General features: G+C 38.6%; 15 protein-coding genes. 9 read left to right on the top strand and 6 right to left on the bottom strand.

Annotated elements, in window-relative coordinates; translation table 11 throughout:
* The first annotated feature begins 211 nt into the window (after window positions 1-211).
* A complete protein-coding gene (locus P20495_RS10810; RefSeq protein ID WP_008136096.1) occupies window positions 212-2719 on the top strand; it encodes a zinc-dependent metalloprotease in 2508 nt (835 codons plus the stop codon).
* Between the two features lie 72 nt (window positions 2720-2791).
* Here P20495_RS10810 and P20495_RS10815 read toward each other — a convergent pair whose 3' ends face one another.
* Together P20495_RS10815 and P20495_RS10820 are read right to left on the bottom strand one after the other, a co-directional pair.
* On the bottom strand, window positions 2792-3580 hold the full coding sequence (locus tag P20495_RS10815) for a PhzF family phenazine biosynthesis protein (protein ID WP_008136094.1): 789 nt from the start codon (window positions 3578-3580) through the stop codon (window positions 2792-2794).
* A 72-nt stretch (window positions 3581-3652) separates the two neighbouring features.
* Entirely contained in the window at window positions 3653-4267 is a 615-nt protein-coding gene (locus tag P20495_RS10820) for a PQ-loop repeat-containing protein (RefSeq protein WP_033015705.1), read from the bottom strand.
* Between the two features lie 289 nt (window positions 4268-4556).
* On the opposite strand from P20495_RS10820, the gene P20495_RS10825 reads away from it, so the two are divergent.
* Together P20495_RS10825 and P20495_RS10830 are read left to right on the top strand one after the other, a co-directional pair.
* Complete coding sequence (locus P20495_RS10825; protein WP_008136091.1) at window positions 4557-5690, top strand: PepSY domain-containing protein; 1134 nt, start codon at window positions 4557-4559, stop codon at window positions 5688-5690.
* A 48-nt stretch (window positions 5691-5738) separates the two neighbouring features.
* Window positions 5739-6884, top strand: coding sequence for a lipopolysaccharide assembly protein LapB (locus P20495_RS10830; protein ID WP_008136089.1), 1146 nt, complete (start codon window positions 5739-5741; stop codon window positions 6882-6884).
* Between the two features lie 16 nt (window positions 6885-6900).
* Here P20495_RS10830 and P20495_RS10835 read toward each other — a convergent pair whose 3' ends face one another.
* The 4 genes from P20495_RS10835 to P20495_RS10850 all read right to left on the bottom strand — a co-directional run bounded on the left by P20495_RS10835 (window position 6901) and on the right by P20495_RS10850 (window position 12787).
* Complete coding sequence (locus P20495_RS10835) at window positions 6901-9714, bottom strand: hypothetical protein (RefSeq protein WP_008136087.1); 2814 nt, start codon at window positions 9712-9714, stop codon at window positions 6901-6903.
* A 122-nt stretch (window positions 9715-9836) separates the two neighbouring features.
* Window positions 9837-11384, bottom strand: a complete 1548-nt coding sequence (locus P20495_RS10840) for a PH domain-containing protein (protein ID WP_008136086.1) — start codon at window positions 11382-11384, stop codon at window positions 9837-9839.
* A complete protein-coding gene (locus P20495_RS10845; RefSeq protein ID WP_008136083.1) occupies window positions 11377-11910 on the bottom strand; it encodes a PH domain-containing protein in 534 nt (177 codons plus the stop codon). The genes P20495_RS10840 and P20495_RS10845 overlap by 8 nt, the downstream gene beginning before the upstream one ends.
* A 28-nt stretch (window positions 11911-11938) precedes the next feature.
* The gene (locus tag P20495_RS10850) at window positions 11939-12787 is read right to left on the bottom strand and encodes a D-hexose-6-phosphate mutarotase (RefSeq protein WP_008136082.1); all 849 of its coding nucleotides are present in this window, start codon (window positions 12785-12787) and stop codon (window positions 11939-11941) included.
* A 427-nt stretch (window positions 12788-13214) separates the two neighbouring features.
* Between P20495_RS10850 and P20495_RS10855 the strand changes: the two genes are divergently transcribed.
* The 6 genes from P20495_RS10855 (at window position 13215) to P20495_RS10880 (ending at window position 17923) form a co-directional block, all read left to right on the top strand.
* Complete coding sequence (locus P20495_RS10855; RefSeq protein ID WP_007377393.1) at window positions 13215-13697, top strand: MarR family winged helix-turn-helix transcriptional regulator; 483 nt, start codon at window positions 13215-13217, stop codon at window positions 13695-13697.
* A gap of 97 nt (window positions 13698-13794) precedes the next feature.
* Window positions 13795-15108 carry a porin gene (locus P20495_RS10860; RefSeq protein WP_008136080.1) on the top strand — a complete coding sequence of 438 codons (1314 nt, stop codon included), beginning with the start codon at window positions 13795-13797 and terminating at the stop codon, window positions 15106-15108.
* Window positions 15109-15387: 279 nt separating this feature from the next.
* A complete protein-coding gene (locus tag P20495_RS10865; protein ID WP_033015673.1) occupies window positions 15388-15783 on the top strand; it encodes a YbaN family protein in 396 nt (131 codons plus the stop codon).
* A 118-nt stretch (window positions 15784-15901) separates the two neighbouring features.
* Window positions 15902-16534 (top strand): PepSY-associated TM helix domain-containing protein, encoded by a 633-nt coding sequence (locus P20495_RS10870; protein WP_008136076.1) that lies wholly within the window; start codon window positions 15902-15904, stop codon window positions 16532-16534.
* The gene (locus P20495_RS10875) at window positions 16534-17043 is read left to right on the top strand and encodes a DUF2271 domain-containing protein (RefSeq protein ID WP_008136074.1); all 510 of its coding nucleotides are present in this window, start codon (window positions 16534-16536) and stop codon (window positions 17041-17043) included. The genes P20495_RS10870 and P20495_RS10875 overlap by 1 nt, the downstream gene beginning before the upstream one ends.
* Before the next feature lie 34 nt (window positions 17044-17077).
* Window positions 17078-17923 (top strand): DUF4198 domain-containing protein, encoded by an 846-nt coding sequence (locus P20495_RS10880; RefSeq protein ID WP_008136072.1) that lies wholly within the window; start codon window positions 17078-17080, stop codon window positions 17921-17923.
* The last annotated feature ends 108 nt before the right edge of the window (window positions 17924-18031 follow it).

Raw genomic sequence — 18031 nt, 5'->3', positions numbered from 1 at the left:
CTGTTGCAAATACATCCAAATTACAACTTTATATAAGTATAAAAGATGAATGAAATGGTGATTCATCTCATTCGTTATATTTTGTTACAAACTTTTATTTATTAATATCAATTAATTAGCTTTAAACGCTTAAATTTCATCGCGAAGATGTGCGAAATTAAATTAATTTACGTACAGTCCAATTAAATTAACAAATATTAAAAGTCTCAAAATGAAATTAACGTCCATCACCCTTGCGCTTAGCTTAGCGTTTGGCAGCCATGCATTTGCAGCCGATAAAAACGACGAAAAAGAGTCAAAAACACTTAGCGAAATGATCAAAGGACAAACCGAATTTGCCGGTATATTTAGCCTTTATCAAGACGAAAAAACCGGTAAGCACCTTATGGTGATTAACGAATCCCAACTCAATACGCCGTTTGTGTATTTTGCGCACACTGTCGATGGCGTTACAGATGCAGGCCATTATCGTGGTGCATACCGTGAAACTAAGTTAATTGAATTTAGAAAATACTTTGACCGTATCGATATTATTAGTAAAACACCTCGCTACAAATTTGACGAAAGCAGTGCGATTTCAAAAGCGAGTGATGCCAATATTAGTGAAGCGGTACTTGCGAGCATTAAAATAGAAAAAGAAGAAGACGGTAAAATAGCATTTAATGTAAATAAGTTATTTTTAAGCGAAGCACTTCATAAAGTATCACCTACGCCAAATCCAGCAGATAAAAACGCTAAAAAACGCTTTAAAGTAGGTAAACTAGACGATAAAAAATCACGCATTATTAAACAGCGTCCATACCCTAATAACTTAGACGTAGTAGTTGATTACGTATTTACTAACCCAAGCCCTACTGTACGTGGCTCTAATGCAGTAAGCGATCCGCGTAGCGTATCGGTAAAAGTGCAGCACTCGTTTGTTGCTCTTCCTAGCAACAATTATGCACCCCGTATGGATGATGCTCGCATTGGTTATTTTACCAACCAATTTGATCAAATGACATCTACCGATTGGGCACCTTATCAAGATGTTATAAAACGCTGGGACTTACAAAAGAAAGACCCTAGTGCAACACTTTCAGAGCCAGTAAAACCAATTACTTGGTGGATAGAGAATACGACACCAGTTGAATGGCGCGATACTATTCGTGATGCAGTTTTAACATGGAATACTTCTTTTGAAAAAGCCGGTTTTAAAAATGCGCTGGAAGTAAAAGTACAACCAGACGATGCGGATTGGGATGCGGGCGATATTAATTACAACGTACTACGTTGGACTTCGTCACCTAAGCCTCCATTTGGCGGATACGGACCAGCACTTGCTAACCCATTAACAGGCGAAATACTGGGCTCAGATATTATGCTTGAGCTTGTATTTATGAAAAACCGCTGGATTTACGACACACTTTTCACCCAAGGAACAATGAGCCACGGTGAAGCAACAGATACCGGCGAGCTAAATTGCTCTCTTGGGCATGAGATTCAACAAAATCTAATGCTTGCCAAAGGCCTTGCTAGCGGCGACAAAATTGAAGATAAAGAAATGCTTAGCCAAGGTCTAACGCAATTGGTACTTCACGAAGTTGGTCATACTTTAGGTCTTAACCACAATATGAAATCATCTATTTTGTGGGATGAAAAAGAAGTACACGACAAAAACAAAACCCAAGGCATAGTAACCGGTTCTGTAATGGATTATGCACCGGCTAACATTGCCCCAATTGGTATGCAGCAAGGTGATATTTTTCAAACAAAACCTGGTCCTTATGATGATTGGGCAATTAATTACGGTTATAGCGTATCACTTGCAGATGAAGCGGCTGAGCAAGCTAGACTTGAAAAAATACTTGCTCGTTCAAGTGAACATGCCCTTGCCTTTGGTAACGATGCAGACGATATGCGTGCACCGGGTCGCCATATCGATCCACGTGTAATGATTGGTGATTTGTCGTCAAACCCTGCTGCCTATGGCGCAGATCGTATGGCACTAATTAATAAACTATTTACTGAGCTAAAAGATAAAGCAACGGTTAAAGGTGAGTCTTACCAACAGCTTGTTACCTCTGCTAATAGCTTATTTGGTCAGTACCGAGCTCAAGCCGGTGTTGTTTCTCGCCAGATTGGTGGTGTGTACGTTGAGCGCGCTGTAGTAGGTGATACAAATGCAGATAAACCATTTACACCGGTATCGCTTGAGCGTCAAACACAAGCAATGGATATACTAGCAAAGTTTGTATTTGCGCCAGATGTACTACAAAACATGCAACCTCTTTATAGCTACTTACAGCTGCAACGTCGTGGCTTTAATCACTTTGGCAAAAATGAAGACCCTAAAGCACACCAAATGATTTTAGGTATGCAAAAGTCTGTACTTGCGCAGCTATTACACCCTGCTGTGTTACTGCGTATTTCTGACACCGCTCTATACGGTAATGAATATAGCCTAACTCAGTTTATGCAAGATTTAACTGCCAGCATTTTTGTGAAAAGCAAAGACGCCAACTCTATTAGCCACAACTTACAAATTGAGTATGTTAACCAGCTAATCGCGATTGCAGGCCTTGGTAAAGCAAGTAAATTTGATAACCTAGCTAAAACCGCTGCGTTATATCAGCTAACTCAAATAGCCGATACCAGTGTTGCATGGGGTGCAGATACAGCGACTAAAGCGCATAAAAAATATATTGATCGCTTAATTGCAAAAGCGCTAGAAGCGTAAAGCAGCTCTAACAATTGAGTAAAACCAAGGCCACATTTAACGTGGCCTTTTTTATAACAAGAACAATAAAGATTAAATATAAATAGTGCCTTTTAAATACCTTACAGCATGCCCGGTTAAGGTGACGGTTGTATCACCCACTTCGCAAGTTAGCTGCCCGCCTCTGCTTGAAGCCTGATAAGCGCTTAACGTAGTTTTACCTAATTGCAGCGCCCAGTAAGGTGCCAAGCCAGTATGAATAGAACCTGTCACATAATCTTCGTCGCCACCGCTTGCAGGCCAAAAATAACGAGATATAAAATCATATTCAGCACTTGGAGCAGTAGCCACTACATCAAGTGGATAAAGCGTTTTTAAAAGCTCTGAGCTAGTTTTTAATTCAAGTATTTGATCGGCATTTTCATAAATAGCAAAGTAAGCTTGGCGATTTTTAAGCACTTTACTCGGTTGTATAGACAAGCCATCAAGCAATTGCTGCGGTACATTTTGCACTTCAACCGGTACTTGTTTCGGAAAGGTCATTGCAAAGCTGCCATCAGCGTTTTTATTAACGATTAGCTCGCCCACCGCATCAGCAATAAAGCGAATTTGCGATATATTATGCTCTTCACATAAAACATAGGCAGCCGCAAGTGTGGCATGACCACAAAAGTCAATTTCCATTAACGGCGAAAACCAGCGAATAACAAAACTGCCATCGTCTTGCTGGCAGGTAAAAGCCGTTTCAGATACGTTATTTTCAGCGCCAATTTTTAGCATTAAATCGTCACTTAGCCACGATTTCAATGGGATCACTGCCGCATAGTTACCTTTAAATAACTCATTCGTAAACGCATCAATTTGATGAATAGTTAATTGCATTGTTTAAACTTTGTAATGATTAATAGCTTAAAACTGCCACACCTAAACTCAATTAGCACTTTTATTTTAGCTTTAAGCCATTACAGGTCGCACTCTATAATATTGCATACAGCCAAATTGCACAGCGTTTGTAAGCAACAACATAATAAACATAAGTAAGTGCGCAGTACTTGTGGCTGCATTTGAAAGCTCAACAACTAAGCCGCAAATACCAGCAATAAACTGCAAGCTAAAGTAGCGCGCGCTTAAATTACTTACATTACCCGTACGCAATGTTTTATAAGTTTGCGGCATAACACGTACCGAACTCATCACAAGGCCAACATACGTTAAAGCGCTTAATACCGTTGCAGTATCGAGGTTTGAATTCAAAAGCAGTGAAAAAGGCAGTAACGAAAAACCTAACATAGTAACCAGCTGTACGCGCTCTCGTTTAGCTGCGTTGAAACGTGCAAAAAAATACAAAATAAGCCCGCTTAACGCACCGGTTACAATAAATGGTAATGCAATATAATAGCGCTCAAAGTAAATATTGTAGGTTATAAAATAAAGGCTTTGCGCTAACCCAAACGTCATCATCAATAGTGATAAACCTGAGACACTACGATTTTTTCGAATTTTGTTTAGTAGCGGTAAAAAACTAAAAACCAAAATAAAAGAAGACAATATAGGCAAATAATGCGCCAAAGCAACCTCACTCGTTACATAAATGTTAACTAGAAATGGAAATAAAAACATTTATTAAACATATGTTTTAAAAGGCTTTTACTATGAGCGCGGCATTGTAGAGCCGCGTAAATTTAACTCAACTAAATAGCAAAAACTTGTTTTAGGTACTGGCAAGCTGAGTATACAAAAACCGTAGAATTAAGTTCACAGTTTGTTTGTTTTATTGAAATTCATTACTGCAACTTACAAATAAAAATGATAGTTGTTATCATGCGCAGGTCATTAGCTACTGCATATAAAACCATCCATGAGAAAAATACTTTTTAAGATCCACAGCTGGATTGCCCTTATTGCAATCATTCCACTCATTGTCATTAGTATTACAGGCAGTGTATTAGTTTTTAAAAGTGAAATAGATGGCTTACTTATGCCTGATAGTCACTTTGTTGTAAAAGCGTTGCCAGAGCGTATAACAATCGATAAATTAATCGCTAAAGCAGAACATGCTTACCCTGAGTATCTAGTGGGTAGCTGGGAGATTTTTAACAATGATACTGCTGATCGGGTTTACTTAGTTAAACGCGGTACAGAGCAATGGTATAAGTTTCATTTAAACCAGTACACAGGTGATATTTTATCGGAGCCAGTAGGCACTAGCCATTACTTTACTGATTGGTTTTTAGAACTACATTACACATTTTTACTAAATGACTTAAAAAGTTTACCTGGCCAAACAGGTACTGTTTTAGGCTTCTTTTTTGCTTTGTTTTTATTAATCTTAGGCATTACAGGCCTCATTATTTATCGCAAGTTTTGGCAACGTCTGTTTAGTGTACGCTGGCGTGCGACACTACAAATAGTCCTTAGCGATATCCATAAAATGACCGGTGTTATTGGCTCCCCTATCATTATTATTTTAGCGATTACAGGTGGCTACTTTAACTGGGCTGTTTGGTATCACGAAGTAATAGAGCACGCAGAAGAAGAACATTTTGTGCTAACCAAAAAGCTACATAGTGCAGATATCTCGTTTCAAGATATTTTAGATAATAGCAAACAACAAATAACTACTTTTAATAGCACTTTTTTGGTTATGCCATTAGAACCGGATGAAAATATTACCGTATTTGGAGAAGTTAAAACTGCCAACCCGCTTGCCAGTGAATACGCCAATACTGTTACCTACAATAAATTGACTGGTGACCACATGGTCAACTGGGATATTCGCGAAGTTGGTATTGGCTGGCAAGTAATTGATAGCTTCAGAAAACTTCACTTTGGTTATTTCGCAGGTCTTACTAGTAAAATACTGTGGTGTGTAATTGGCTTAAGTCCGGTATGGCTAGCCGGAACCGGCTTTTACTTATGGTTTACCCGCCGAAAACGTAAAAAACAGTCACAAAAAAATCGCTTAAGTAAGCGAGGCATAGTTAACGCTTGATTTGAAAACCACCTCAATGTAAAGTCAAAGTTCACATTGAGGTGGTTTATGAAGTTTATAATATTAATATTTTGTCTTTTTTTAACTGCATGTAAAAATACACCGGCAATTACTCCGGCTCAAAAAGTACAGTTATCCAGTCTTATAAATCATTCGCTTTTTGAGCGCTTGGGCACACCAACCGAGCAAAGCATTTTTGAATTGCCTCAAGCAGAAAAGCAAAAATTCTTAACCTATGCAAATGAAAATCTAGCAGATACCCGAGCTGATCAAGTTATTTTTAATTATCTAGAAGGTCGGTTAGAAAACTTCAAGTACCATGGCGATACACTTACTTCAAAGCAAGCCCTTAAATTATCGCAAGGTAATTGCATTAGTCTAGCGGTACTAACACAAAGCTACGCACAAACCTTAAGTCTCGATACAAGTTTCCAGGAAGTGACCAGCGAACCGGTGTATGCCAAAGAAAGCAACATAGTCTATGTGGCTAATCACTTTAGGACAAAGGTATATGCTCCCAAAGTAAAGAAAGAAGATAATTATATCGAATTTATTAGAGCAGGAACACTGATAGACTATTTCCCGACTCAAGGTAGTATCTATTCTGGTAGTGCAACTTATAACGATTTGCTAGCTAAGTTTTATAGTAACTTAGCGACAAACGCACTTGCCAAAAAACAATTTAATACGGCTTACTCTCTTATTTTACAAGCGAATAAATTTACACCAAATGATGCAGAACTATTTAACATAGCTGGTATTTTACATCGCCGAGTTGGTGATTTACAAAGCGCTAAAAACATCTACCAAACAGCACTTAGCAATAACGAGATAAGCATTAATTTAATCAGCAACTATAAGCTTTTAGCTGAAGAGTTAGGCGACAAAGAGCTTGTTAAAGAGCTCACCTCACAATTAGTTAATAAAGAAAAAGACCCATACGAATTATTAGTGATCGCTAAAAACAACTTACAAGCTGGCCACGTTCATCAAGCTAAAGCAAACCTTGAGCAAGCCATTACTAAAGCGCCTTACATTGCTGAGTTATACTTGGAACTCGCAAAAGTTCGCTATCGACAAGGCAATACCAAACAAACACAAACCTTACTTGAAAAAGCAATTAAACTAGAGCGTGATAACCAAAAGCTCGATATATATCAAGCTAAGTTACTATCCTTGCAGATGGAAAAGTAACTTAGCCGATTAATATTTATAACGAATAATAGAAGCTCAGCCAAGCACGCATTTCATCTTCAAAACTGTCGCCTTCTACTCGCGACAGTCCCATATTAAAGGTTAAGTCGTTTACACCCGCGGGCCCCATCCCAAAACTAAAATCACCTTGGTATTTTAAGCCGTAGCTTTGTGCGTATACGGTGTCGTCGAGTTGATGTTGCTTATAATAAAGCCACGGCATGCCTTCTTTAAAGCTAAAGCCGCCACCGTAGCCTTGATAGCGCTTTGCAGTTGCGCTGTAAAAGGGCAGATCAGATGAAAGTACATGTTCACTACTTTGTTGCTGATTAATAAGATTTGAGCTAAAACCACCTAATGCAAGGCTATTGTCATCACGCTGTTTTTGATCAAAGTTTGCATAAAGAGGAATACCAAACGCCTTACCAAAAATTTTGGCGGCTAAATCGTAGCCTTGCCAATTACTACTTTTACTACTGCCATCGTACCAACTCGCATAAACACTTTGGCCTATCGCAAAATCTTGACGATCATATTGCCAATTTTGAGCAACGCCTAAACGCGTCCAGCTTTTATGGCTTATCTTATAATCAGTGTAATTGTAGGCAATCTCTGGCGTTAAACTTAGCTGCCCAAATTTAACTGGGTAACTTACTGCAGCAAAACCACCACGGGCATCTATGTCGGTATTTAAACTTGCTTGGTACTGGCGCGATGTATTTAAATCATAGTCAAACAGTGCAAGTCTCAGTTTTACATCAAGCGCATTATATTTTGCCTGCACATAACCACCGTGCAGTGCTCCATCGTGTAAATCAGTGCTATATCCCGCTTGCAAGTCGAGCTGCTTTAATAAGTCGCTACTTTTAATGCTTAAATCTAACAAACTGGTAGAAGCCGAATAATACTGCGTTCCTAGTGCAAAAGTAGCGTGCTGATCGAGTACGTTGTAATTTGTCTGCTGCGTTGTTTGGTGCGTATATATTTTAGCTTTTGGAAGCGTATGTTCGTTTACAATTAGCAGCGGTGCTTTTTTGTTAGCCGAAAATTCAGTAACTACAGTGCTCTTTATAGCTTTTGGCAGTGTTTTTATATTTGGCCCATCTGCGGTTATCGAAAAATAGAGTAACGAGCCATCGGCCATTTCAATCGGGTGGGCAACGGCTTCCTGCCCCTGAGTTAACTTGGTAAGTGTTTTACTCTCTATGTTGTAGTTATAAATATCAGTAGCGCTATTTAAGCCTGCAACAAAGTAAAGTGACTCGCCATTAAGACTAAAGCTCGGCTGACTTAAATATTGATACCCGTTTGGCATAGGTACTGATAGCTGTTCGCCGCCTACACCTTGTATATACAACTGCCAATTTTCATTTAATGACGTTGATGAATAAGCCAATTTACTTTCATCAGGACTGAGTATTGGGTAATCGTAAGTTGTCTCAAGGCTTTTTGTAAATAATGGTGTGATGGTTTGCGTGTTTAGATCAACCTTTACTAATTCAGAGTAGCCATCTCTTATTTGCTCGCCATATAAGGTTTCACCATTGCTGGTTACGCTAAATCGTCGTATACCAGCAAGTTCGGTAAGTTGTGTAATATTTCCAGTGTCAGTGTTATAGCTAAATATGTCAGACACTTTGTTATAAATACCCGACTCTTCATTGCTGTACGCATTAAAATATAACGTTGTATTATTTACCCATTGCGGGTTTGCAATACCGGCTCGATTAATTTGATTAAGCACTTGTTTTTGTTCGCGCTTAAACACACTTGGCGCTGCATCGGGGATGTCTTGTGCATCGTTTTCGAGTAGCTCTTTTTGCGCTTTAGTAAACTCTTCTTGCGCTTTAATGTTGTCATCCGTGCTATAAATTATAAGCTTGGTATTACTTTCTTTATCTCGCTCAACAATTGCAATTTTACTACCATCTTTTGAAAGTGCGGGGTTACTTGCATATAAGTTAAGTTCAAGCCAAAGTTCACTATTAAGTAACACCTCCCCTTGCTCTATTTGCATTGCTTTATAGGTATATTCAGCTATAAATCGGCGGTATAGCTTGGCTGCACTTTGCCCAAACACACCGCTAAATGCCTCATCAAAATCCCGCGTTTTTACGCCTTGCATTCGCGTCCAAACACTATCGAGTGTTTGCTCTGAATAGTTTTGCTCTAGCCAATTTAAAAAGCGGCTCCCCATTAAATACGCCATTGAGCCGCCCATAAAGCCCTGCTCGCCATTTAATTGCCCATAGGTTGGCAAAGCACCTTGCTGAGCAAATTCTCGCAGTATTGACTCTGAGTAGTTATCAAATAAACGCCCACGGCCCGTCATTTTAGACTCAATCAATGTGGCATAACCTTCGGCTACCCAGCGCGGTGTATCACTGTAGGTTAAGTCGTATAAATCCCATATGCCACGTACTTTTTGCTGCCAGTCATTGCGTGTTGGCTGTGCTAAGTGTACTAAGTGAATATATTCATGCAGTACAAGTAACTGCTGCCAGCCAGCGCTGTTTGATATAACGGTGTCGGATTGTGGTGGGGTTGTAAAAAGCGCCATTACAGGATTATTTGAGGTAGGTAGCGCAAAGCCATTTGCCGCATTTAGGGGATCAAACACCACTACATCAACTGTTTTATCAAGTGCTCGGTTTTGCTGCTCAAGCACTTTGGTGCGTACTATTTCAAGCTCTGCTGCAGTTGATTTAGCAAAATCAGCATGCTCAACACTGTAGTGAACATTAAAATGTTCGGTATGAATAGTTTGCCAATCGGCTGCAAAGCTCGGTGCTGCTAGTAATAAAGCTGATGCGATAAGTGTTTTTTTCATGAGCGTCCCTAAAAGAATTCCTTAATACCATCTAGAGTATTATTAAATGTCTTTCATGGGCAGTAAGAAAGTGTAATAAAACATGTGAAAATGAGTATTTACACATGTTTTATTAGGGTGATTTACATCCAGCTGCGAGTATCTGACTCAATCTGTTTGATTGTAAAATCAATAATAAAGTCAGCATCTTGCTGCTTTATATAGGGCATAAATGCAAAGCCCGAAGCAAGTTGTATATACAGGCTTTTTAAGCCTGATTTTCTCATTAAGTACGTACTTATACTGCGTGCACTTTGCGCTTTATAAAGCTCAAAAACACGGTAATGAACGCCAATCATACCTTTGCGTACAACCATGTAATATCGGCCATTATCCTCATGCATGTAATAACCATAACGCTGATACGATAAAGTTACCAAGCCAGAAAGCACCACCAAAACACCAAGGCTAATCAAAGTATTAATATCAGCAATAAAACAAAAGCCAAACACGAGTGCACTGGGTAACAATGAATAAAAACCTAAATTTTTATACAAAAGCGCTCGTTCTGCGCGCTTAAAAGCGAGTTTTTTACTATTAAACCACGGGTAAATCCACTGGCATACACTATCAACTTGCTCGCTATTTAATACGGGTAATACTAACGTTTGTTTATTTTTTTTAGCTGCAACACTGGCTGCTATTCCACCGCTACTTGCTTGTAAACACTCCACGGTAAATCGCTTTAGTAATCGCCCCATTAGGTTTTGTTTAATAACAATAGATTGCACCTTGTCCATGCTCATAGAAAGCTGATGGCGCTCTAACAAGCCAGCAATACGTTTAAACTTTTGACCTTTAAAATAAAGCTCAAAGTTATAAAAACGAATAAGCGACATAGTCACCGATAGCATCACAGCGACCAAAACTAGCAAAACAATTAAGGTGATCATCGCAAAAGTAGCAGCACTTGCCAGCATACCAAGCTCTTGTTGATAAAAGCCTTCTACTTTCGCAATAATTTGCTTCTCTAAAAAATCAACAATCAGGTTTATAAAAGGGGCAACAGCAGCGATTGCTAAAATAGCCATATTCGACATTAAACCAAATTTGGCTATTTCTTTATTACTAATGCTTAGGCTGTTTTCGATAGTGTCTGTTTCGCTTTGTTCAGTATTTTGTATTTCTTGCTGTTGCTGCGCTTTAAAATCAAATATTTGTTTACGCATTTGCTGTGCGTAATCTTGAGTAACACCAGGTAAAACAACTTCTTGTGACACACTGCCTGCGGCATCAAAAATACAATTAACTAAGTTTACGGGGGTAAAATAAAACGGCTCGGCAATATTAACGTTTTGCACGCGGCCAAATTTAAGCGTAAGTCGCTCTTTTTTAAATACACCTTTGTTAAGCAATATTTCGTTGTCGCTACTAATACTAAACTTAAAATTTAAATAATATAAAAATGAGTAAACAAGTAGCAAAATTAGTGCAATACCGCCTGCAACCTGTGCCCAAAATAATTTATTTTCTACTTGAGTAACAAACACCACAAGCATAGGCAGTAAGTTTAAAAGGCCATCTTTTACAAACCGCACACTAAAGTGCACAACAAAGTATAAAAGTGCCCAGGGCGATACTTTTTGCCAGTAAATAGGGCTCGCTTTATCTTCGATAGTTGTATTACTCATCGACTAAAGTTGCCTGAGTAGTTGCGTCGTCTTGACGGTAATTTTGTACAAATTGGCGCATATTTTTACAATCATCATGGGTTAGCCCACTAATTTGTAAATCGGCACTTATACCGCCAGCGCTAAATAATTTAATGCTCGCAAGGCTAAGTTTTCGCTCTATTGGCCCTTGGTGTATTTCCATATGCTGTACACGCGCTAAAGGCAATACCGTCACTTGTTGCCAAATAACGCCTTTTTTAAAAGCAATGTCATGATTTCGCACTGCAAAACCTCGCAACCTCACACTTATCATGTTGTACGCCATAGATATGGCCACCAAAATAGGCATACCAATTAGCAAATACGTTTGTGCCTTATTAGCAAAGGCTTCATTGAAATAACAAACAGCAATAAGCGCTCCAATTAGCGGAATATAAAACAGAAGCGAGCTAAGTTGTGTATGTAATAAGGCTTTATCAGCCAACGGCTTAAACCTAATATCACTATGCTTTGGCAAATCCATTATTTGTTGATTGTTAAACACTATTTATCCCTATTACTGCTTTAATTACTTACCAACTAATGGTGGTTATTAAGGTGTGGCTTTGTTTTGGCTCAAGCGTTACTTTATCGCCTAAAACATTAGCGGCCTCTAGGCAGAGCATTGTTTTATATTCATCATCAGCAAAGTTAGATAAGCGTTTTGATTTTTCTATCCATGGGTTCCAAAGTACACACGAACTTGAATTTTCGCGGCTCACATTAATAACACCTTCTGGCGTATTAATGGTTTGCTCTGTATTTGCTTGTGTATAAACCATGTCGGTTTCGCGATCAAAGCTTACAATGTCATTTTGTACAAATGGCCCTTCACTAAACTCAATATATTGCGCGCCTTGCAACCCATCAACATGAGTATTTGTAATGTCTGAGGTAGGAAAATAGGTATGCAGTGCTTGAGTAAAGCTAAATGGCACACTTCCTAAGTTAGTGGTCGTCAAGCGAACCTGTAATTTATCGCTTAATACAAACTCAACTTTTAATGCGGACTGATGCGGCCAATACGTTGTATTAACAAGTTTCATGGGTAGCTTCAGACTAACTGTAATTTGCTCATCAGATTCGTGTACTTCATCGGCTTGCCATACGCTTGTGCGCGCAAAACCATGGGCTGGCCATCCATCATTAGCATGTGTACCAAACCATGGCCAACAAATTGGAATACCACCTCGAATACTTACACCTTCTTGATAGGTTTCGCTCTGTGACACCCAAATAAGCGGCTTGTTATTTTTAGGAATAAACTCGGTAATTTGCCCACCTTGCAAAAATATTTTTGCATCGCACTTTGCACTAGCTATTTTAATAAACTCAAGACCGGTTTCGCTTTGCTCAATGCTAACTGATGGCGATAATTTCATACCTTCCCCTATAATACTGATACTAAAGATTTTTAATATTTGTGCAAAAACAATAATGCATACTTAAAGTATACGCTATTGATATTAAATATTGATTGCTGAATTTGTTCATTGCCGATTAATACATCTACAGTAAACTCACAAACAATTACTTTGTACTAACAGCTGTAAATGAATAATACTAAAGTCTATGTAATAAGACTTGCCAATTATTCACAACCTACGTACTGTGCGCAACTTAATGTATACAAGATGCTAAGAATATTTAATAAATTTTGAACAATATAATTTTACATTAGTTTCTGCTCTAAGCATTAAAAACCAATAAAAGCGGGTTGAAATACAATATATAATTTGAATTCAATTTATTTGATGTGTAACATTTCGCGATTACGGCAAGCTATTGCTTTTTCGACGAGATAAAAAAATGCAGAAATATGACGAGTTATTAGTTTCTTTACGTAAAGTGATCCGTGCGATTGATTTGCACTCTAAGCAACTAAATAAAACAGCGGGTTTAACAGGGCCACAACTGCTTATTATGCAGGAAGTTTCCCAAACAAACGGCATAACTGCCAGTCGTATTGCTCAAAATGTCAATTTAAGCCCAGCAACCGTCACAAATATTCTAGATAGAATCGAAAGTAGAGATTTAGTAACACGCGTACGCAGTCAAATGGATAAACGACGAGTGAGCTTATACCTCACAGAAAAAGGAAAAGAGTTACTTGAAAAAGCACCTCAGCCATTGCAAGAACACTTTATTGAAAAGTTCTCTGCACTTGCTGAATGGGAACAGAGTCTTTTACTCTCGTCAATGCAGCGCGTAGCCGCAATGATGGATGCTGACAAATTAGATGCATCTCCCCTACTAGAAGTTGGTGCGCTGACTCAAGCTCCTAAAGAATAAATAATAAAAACACATAAGTTTTGTACTTACTCTAAACGTAAGGCGTTTTTTGACGCCTTGAATTTTTTATTTTTTAATCAACATCTGAGCAGCTACTATGACTAAACTCTCTAAATTAACGTTAGCATTAATTTTAAGTGGTGTTACTGGCACTTCTTACGCCACGGATCTCGACACCCTTCAAAACCAATTAAAACAACTAAAACAGCAAATGCAGCTGCTCGAAAATCAATTAATCGAAGAGAAATCCAAACAACAGAAAATCAATAAAAAGCATGAAGAGCAAGTTGCTAAAATTAGTAAAAAGGCTCAGCAAACAGCAACTGTTGTAGAGCCAGTAAAAAAAGACGACGGTATTAAATTCGGTGGTGCAATTCGCGCTAACTATAGCGTGGCCTCATACGATGAAGATAATAAAGATCGTGACGGTGATTTCGATTTTGATATTTTTCGTTTAAATGTATCAGGAAAAATTAACGATATCTCAGTAAATGGTGAAATTCGCTTTTTTGATTATATGACCGTAATTAAATATGCCTATCTAGGTTATGAGTTTACAAATGATTGGGAAGCGCAAGCAGGCATTACACAAGTGCCATTTGGTAACGGTCCTTATAATTCTCATAACTACTTTTTTAGCAGCAACTATTATATTGGCCTAGAAGATGATTTTGATTTAGGTGTTGTCGTTAAACGCAAATTGAAAGATAACTGGAAATTAGACTTAGGCTTTTTCAAAAATGACGAGCTTGGCGGTGTTGACGGATCAGCATCAGATAAAAGCCATCGTTATTCTTATGATATTGTTGGTAGCCGCAGTGCAAGCGAAGGAACATATGCAGAACCAGCTAATGAGCTTGGTGAGTACAATACCTTTGCTGGGCGTGCAACATATCAAATTAAGCACAATAAAAACATAACAACAGATATTGGTATTTCACTACTCAGTGGCGGCTTACATGACGGTGTAGACCGAGCAGGTAGTTATGGTGCATGGGCTGTACACCTTGATAGTCAGATTAATAACTGGAATATTCAGCTTCAACATGGCGAGTATGACTACGACTTAGACGATCAAAGTGACCGTATTTCGGTTGCAGCCTATGCCTATTACGATACGATTTCAAGCGAGGCAACTATGTCTAGCCTTAACGTTGCCTACAATTATTCGGTAGAATGGGGGCCTGTAAATGCCCTACAATTTTATAACGACTACAGCACCATATACGACAAATCAGACGATAGCGCCAATACATGGATGAATATAACAGGTGTGAGTGTATCGGCCGGTGCCTTTTTTACCTACTTTGATTATGTTCAAGCGCGTAACCAGCCATTTATTGGCGGAACAATGATAGGAGATGGCGATACAGAGCGTCGCTTCAATATAAATTTAGGTTACTATTTCTAAAAAAGTCGCACATAATCTATTTAACAATAAAAAAGGGACAAAATACATTTGTCCTTTTTTATTGCGTGCTGTTGTTATTTCATACCAATCTGCTTATATATTTGGTCTATTAAATGATAAAAAACCGCACTAAAACCAAGCAAAAATTTTTAACGAAATGAGTCACTATTTAATACTATATAATCATCATGTTTTTAATAAAATTGGCATAAGTACTTCGAATTACGCCTCAATTAGCCTACAATTTAATGTATCCGTAATTAAACAAAATGAGTATAAGTGAATATAAGAGCAGCCTTTGTTTGTTATAAAAATTTATGGCTAAAAATGCTAGGGCTGATACTGGTTGCACTTGGTATTATTGGCATTGTACTGCCTGTTATGCCCACCACTATATTTTTCATTTTAGCGCTCACTTGTTTTACTCGCTCATCGCCCGCGCTAGAACACTGGTTACTTAACCATCCTCGTTATGGGACTACATTACAACAGTGGCAAGCTCACAAAGTGGTTCCCGTTAAAGCAAAATGTTATGCCGCCATTGGCATGTTAATTGGGTTTATATTTTTACTGTACTCTACTGCCCCGATTTGGGTTATTTACCTCGTTGCAGCGATAGAAATATCGGTAATGATTTACCTTATCTTAAGGCCCTCCACTCCACCTAAGTACTAAACGCATCCCTACAAATACCCTCTACTTGTAAAATCTTAATGTAAAGTTAAGTAAGTAAATTTGTAATGACTAATGCAAATCATTATCATGTTGTAAATTTTACAACATTAAACTATTTATGGCGTTTATTAATAAGCGAACTTTGTATAGTACAAGTCGCGCTCTACATATTTATATTTCTACAGCTTTGTTTTTTCTGCTTATTTTGTTTTGCGTTAGCGGCATTGTGCTCAACCATATTGATTGGCTTAAAAACGATAAAAATAACGGCCAAGTAACGGCGGCAATTCCAGCTGAGTTAGTTACCAAAGCGAATGAACAGCTAAATACGTTACCTACGCTTTACCCTGAAATAGAAGCTTACCTAGCCGAGCAATATTCACTTACAAAAGTAAAAAGCATTGAGTGGGAAAAAGAAGACGCGCTTGTCATGCTCGACTACCCACTACCTGCTGGGTTTGCCTACGCAGAGCTTGACTTTACAACTGGCGAGCTAAATCTTGATTACCAAACAGGTGGCTTTTTAAGCCTTATTGGCGACTTACATAAAGGCCGCCACAGCGGTGAAATATGGAGTTGGGTGATTGATATATCTGCCGTACTAATGATTATATTTGCCATCACCGGCATGATTATTTTGTTTCAAAATAGAAAAAAACGCTTAGCAGGAATATGGATAACTTTACTGGGAGTGGCAACTCCACTGGTTATATATTTATGTTGGGTTCCACAAATAAAAGGAGTGTCTTAATGGTTAAATTTAAATTATTTATAAGCGCCGCATTACTGCTCGTAGCTGCGTTTTTTCAAACAACAGCGCATGCGCAAACATCACAGCTAGAGATTGAATTAACGCTTCCTGACTTAGAAGTGCAACCGTATCACCGCCCTTACGTTGCAGTTTGGCTTGAAACTCCTGAGCGCAAACACGTTACAACGCTTGCACTTTGGGTGCAAAAAGCAGAATGGTTTAAAGACTTACGCCAATGGTGGCGTAAAGCCGGTAAAAGCGATGCCAACTTTGACGGCATTAGCGGCGCAACCAAGCGCGCGGGTACTTACACCATAAATTGGCAAGGTAATGATTTAGACGGTAACCCAGTAAAACCAGGTAAATACTTACTAAATATTGAAGTTGTACGCGAAGAAGGCGGCAGAGACTACACCCGCGTTGAGCTCGATTTAACTAAATCAGGCAAGCTGACAATTGATGGTAAAAACGAGTTTTCTAAAAGCTTCGTCACTGTAAGCACTAAGTAGCTGCTACTTAATCATTTGAATTTAAGGAAATACAATGAAAATTAATTTATTAAAAACCGCATTAATCGGCGCATTGAGCTTATCTGCTTTAGTGTCAACTTCAGCAAGTGCACACGGACGCTGGTTACTACCTTCGCATACATCTTTATCAGGCGATAAAGCGCATTACGTAATGATTGACGCTAGTATCTCTAACGAAATATTTGCACCAGACAAAGCCTTTAAACCTAAAGAAAAAGGCGCCGAGTACGACGACACATTATTAATGGCACTTGCGCCTAATGGTGAGCCAGTAAGCGACACCATTCGTGCTTATTACTTAAAACGTAAAAGCTCAGCTGCTGTAAGCTTAACAGAGCAAGGCACTTACCACATTGCAATGACCCAAAAGCCAATGTACATGACCTTCTACAAAAATGAAGAAGGTAAGCGCAAGCGCGTATTTGGTAAAAAAACAGACGCAAAATTACCAAGCAATGCAAAAGATGTAACGACAACGAAGGTTGTTTCAACAGTAGATACATTTGTAAGCCGAAATGGCACCTCAAAACCTGCACAGTTAGGTTTAGGCTTAGAGCTTAGCGGTCCAACGCATCCAAACGATTTATTTGTAGGTGAACAAGCACGTTTTCAGTTACTACAAGATGGTAAATCTGCTGGTGAAGGCGTTGAAGTAAGTATTTTAAAAGGCGACACACGCTACCGTAACGAGCGTGGCGAAGTAAAAGTAACGACCGATAAAGACGGGATGTTTACAATTACGTGGAAAGAGCCAGGCCTATACCTAATCGAAACCTCTAACAAGGTTACCGTAAATGAAGAAGGCGTAGATGCAGGACGTTATGCATTATTTACAACGCTTGAAGTTGCCCCTGAATAATTTAAATTACTAAATTTAAAAAATTGAAAGGCCAAGCATTTGCTTGGCCTTCTTACGTATTACTAACTTTTATCTAAAATCCCCTTGAATTCGCAACCATTCGACACA

The sequence above is a fragment of the Pseudoalteromonas sp. BSi20495 genome, assembly GCF_000241185.1.
Taxonomy (GTDB): Bacteria; Pseudomonadota; Gammaproteobacteria; order Enterobacterales; family Alteromonadaceae; genus Pseudoalteromonas; species Pseudoalteromonas fuliginea.
The sequence above is the reverse complement of the archived record's forward strand: the minus strand, read 5'-3'. Positions and strand labels throughout refer to the sequence as shown.

Excerpts from the sequence above, each read along its gene's own strand:
- P20495_RS10810 (WP_008136096.1), top strand. The coding sequence starts at position 212 with ATGAAATTAACGTCCATCACCCTTGCGCTTAGCTTAGCGTTTGGCAGC.
- P20495_RS10815 (WP_008136094.1), bottom strand. The coding sequence starts at position 3,580 with ATGCAATTAACTATTCATCAAATTGATGCGTTTACGAATGAGTTATTT.
- P20495_RS10825 (WP_008136091.1), top strand. The coding sequence starts at position 4,557 with ATGAGAAAAATACTTTTTAAGATCCACAGCTGGATTGCCCTTATTGCA.
- P20495_RS10830 (WP_008136089.1), top strand. The coding sequence starts at position 5,739 with ATGAAGTTTATAATATTAATATTTTGTCTTTTTTTAACTGCATGTAAA.
- P20495_RS10835 (WP_008136087.1), bottom strand. The coding sequence starts at position 9,714 with ATGAAAAAAACACTTATCGCATCAGCTTTATTACTAGCAGCACCGAGC.
- P20495_RS10840 (WP_008136086.1), bottom strand. The coding sequence starts at position 11,384 with ATGAGTAATACAACTATCGAAGATAAAGCGAGCCCTATTTACTGGCAA.
- P20495_RS10850 (WP_008136082.1), bottom strand. The coding sequence starts at position 12,787 with ATGAAATTATCGCCATCAGTTAGCATTGAGCAAAGCGAAACCGGTCTT.
- P20495_RS10855 (WP_007377393.1), top strand. The coding sequence starts at position 13,215 with ATGCAGAAATATGACGAGTTATTAGTTTCTTTACGTAAAGTGATCCGT.
- P20495_RS10860 (WP_008136080.1), top strand. The coding sequence starts at position 13,795 with ATGACTAAACTCTCTAAATTAACGTTAGCATTAATTTTAAGTGGTGTT.
- P20495_RS10870 (WP_008136076.1), top strand. The coding sequence starts at position 15,902 with ATGGCGTTTATTAATAAGCGAACTTTGTATAGTACAAGTCGCGCTCTA.
- P20495_RS10875 (WP_008136074.1), top strand. The coding sequence starts at position 16,534 with ATGGTTAAATTTAAATTATTTATAAGCGCCGCATTACTGCTCGTAGCT.
- P20495_RS10880 (WP_008136072.1), top strand. The coding sequence starts at position 17,078 with ATGAAAATTAATTTATTAAAAACCGCATTAATCGGCGCATTGAGCTTA.